This is a genomic window from Anaplasma marginale str. Florida, from assembly GCF_000215485.1.
Lineage (GTDB): Bacteria > Pseudomonadota > Alphaproteobacteria > Rickettsiales > Anaplasmataceae > Anaplasma > Anaplasma marginale.
The window spans coordinates 1-2,491 of the sequence record NZ_AFMS01000153.1 but is presented as its reverse complement, the minus strand read 5'-3'; the positions used below and the strand labels follow the sequence as shown (position 1 = coordinate 2,491).

Sequence of the window (2,491 nt, the reverse complement as noted above, 5' to 3'; positions counted from 1 at the left end):
CCCAACTCCCGCTACTTGGAGCCTTTCCCCTGCTGTACTTATTGTGCTGAGGATTATTCAGGGATTATCATACGGTGCGGAGATAGGTGGCACTGTATTGATGGCCGAAAGCGTTGATAGGAGCAAGGTGAAGACGGTATGGGTGGCAAGGTTGACATTTTTTAGCGTCGGGATACTTCTAGGCACATTTGTGCTGAAGGCATGCGAGGCCACTTTTACGGAGGCCCAGATGCACGAGTGGGGGTGGAGAATTCCGTTTTTAGTTGCGGGTGCAGTTAGCTGTGTGCTTCCTTACCTCCGCTCTAAAATTCACGAAAGCCCAGATTATGTGAAATATAGAGCAACTGGGCGTAAGGAAAACATTCTCAAATCTCTACTGCAAAACGCTGGGGGAGTGCTGCTGGTGCTCATGATGAGCTCGCTTGCCTCTGGGTTTTTTTATCTATCCATGGTCTACATGGACTTGAGTCACAGGTCAAGTATCTGGGAGTATTCGGTTGTGTTATTACTTATGACACTTGCGAGCTATAGCAGCCTGCTTGTGTCTGATGCTAACAAGCGAAGGAGTTACTTTTTGGTCCTATTGGCCTTTATAATAGTTACGACGTATCCAATTGTACACTTCATCTATAAGGGTGACGTGACGGCCCTTATTGTGTACCACGTAATGCTTGGCACGTACATAGGATGGTGTATACCATTTGTTGTGCTAATTTTCCCGGTGGGTGCGCGGCAGACTTGTTTTTCGATTCCCTACAGTGCGGGGTACCTTGTGGGCGGGTTTTCCCCGGCGATTTGTCTGTGGTTTTCTCATGCTACCGGGTTCGATAATGCCCCAGCATTTTACCTGATCCTTTGCGCTGTTGCAGTTTTCGTTATGGTTGCGCTTTTCCTGCGAGTTGAAGGTGAATCATACAAGTTTGCATTTTCCAGAAGAAGGGGGGGGGGGAAGTAACAGCCCCGCACCGGAAGCTTATGGGCTGAAAGCACGCACCTGAGGTTTTATAGATGCGGGTGGTGATGCGTACGCCTAGCGCGTCTTGTGCGCTTTAACCGCGTGTAGCTTGGGTGGTCAAGGAGTGTGGATACCGTAGCGGCACAATGCCGGCCCTGCTACTTACAGCTTTTTCGTATTCTGCCAACACTTTTTCAAAATTGCCGCACAACCTCCAGTGGTTGCAACTTAGCTTTGCAATGAAGACGCCAGCACTGCTTTCCATGGGTTTTCAGCATTCCTGCTGCTTCTAATGAGGCATAAGTGATGCCACGCCCGGGCACCTGCACAGCTGGTTAGCGCCTAGATTAGCTCCTAATACGCTGGTTGCAGTCCAGCCACTCGCCGATGCTACGCCCCCTCAGAAGGGTATTTCATCCATATCTTCGTCCGCAAAACTGACCTCTTCAACGATGGCGTTCTCAGGTAGGCCAGCATCATCCACGCACATCCCAGGCTCCTCATGGGGACCTGCAGCGTTTTGCAATGCATCCTGGGTGGCGGCTCCACCTCCCCTAGGATCGAGCAAACAGAGCGCGGAGTTAAACCCCTGCAGCACTACCTCTGTAGTGTACCTATCGTTGCCGTTCTGGTCTGACCACTTCCTAGTGCGCAACGAGCCTTCTATATAGACCTTACTGCCCTTGCGTGCGCAGGTCTTCACAACGCGAACGAGCCCCTCACTGAACACGACTATGCTATGCCACTCCGTCTTTTCGGTGCGTGCCCCAGACGCCTTGTCTAGCCAGCTCTCAGAAGTTGCCAGGGAAAAACTTGCCATTTCTTTGCCATTTTGCATAACCCTGACGTCTGGGTCTTTCCCCAGATGCCCAATCAGGATCACCTTATTAACACCAAGCGAGGACATATATCCGAACCGAAGTACCAGAAGCGCGCACAATCTTAACCGTGTAAGGTATCCAGTTCAAGCTTTTGTTGTGGGTCCCACCCGTACGTCGGGGTCATAAGCGCGGTTGGCACGGATTATGCACCATAACGGGCGAAGTATAGATGGACGGAGTCTGCTAAATGTTATAAAACTGCAAGGTTTGTATTAGCCTTCTAGCTTGCGTGGAAAGCTCGTTGCTCAAGATAAAGCATAGAACACTTAGCAGTGTGGCAAGGGTCGTCGGTGAGGTGACCGATGTTGTCATGTCCTGGGTTGGCAACATAAGTAGCGATCTTGCCAGAAGCCAGGATATGGACAAGCTTCTTGGGAAAATGCAGGAGTGTGTTAGCCCGAAGGGTGGGGAAGTTAAGGCGAGGCACAATACTATATCCCTTGGAAATCTCTACCTGCACCTGTCTGATGTGGGCAAGGCCAAGTTTCTGCGTATGTTGAATGACCAGTTCAACTCTAGTAAGGAGGATATAAACCGCAAGATCAGTGCATACGTAAACAACAGCAACGCAGATCTCGAGGAAAAACTTAAGTTCGAGCTCATCTCCGTTCTGCTCTCTCCCAGGTTGGCCATTCTTAGGCAGTTTATGTCTCTG

Annotated in this window: 3 protein-coding genes; 2 read left to right on the top strand and 1 reads right to left on the bottom strand. The window is 50.3% G+C overall.

Annotation, left to right across the window (positions count from 1 at the left end; all coding sequences use genetic code 11):
* A partial coding sequence (locus tag GAC_RS04465; protein ID WP_037349560.1) for an MFS transporter occupies positions 1-955 on the top strand: 955 nt, incomplete at its 5' end.
* A 400-nt stretch (positions 956-1,355) separates the two neighbouring features.
* On the opposite strand, the gene ssb is transcribed toward GAC_RS04465, so the two are convergent.
* Positions 1,356-1,862, bottom strand: a complete 507-nt coding sequence (gene ssb / locus GAC_RS04460; RefSeq protein ID WP_010263519.1) for a single-stranded DNA-binding protein — start codon at positions 1,860-1,862, stop codon at positions 1,356-1,358.
* A gap of 203 nt (positions 1,863-2,065) precedes the next feature.
* Here ssb and GAC_RS04455 point away from each other — a divergent pair.
* A partial coding sequence (locus tag GAC_RS04455; protein WP_037349558.1) for a malonyl-CoA decarboxylase N-terminal domain-containing protein occupies positions 2,066-2,491 on the top strand: 426 nt, incomplete at its 3' end.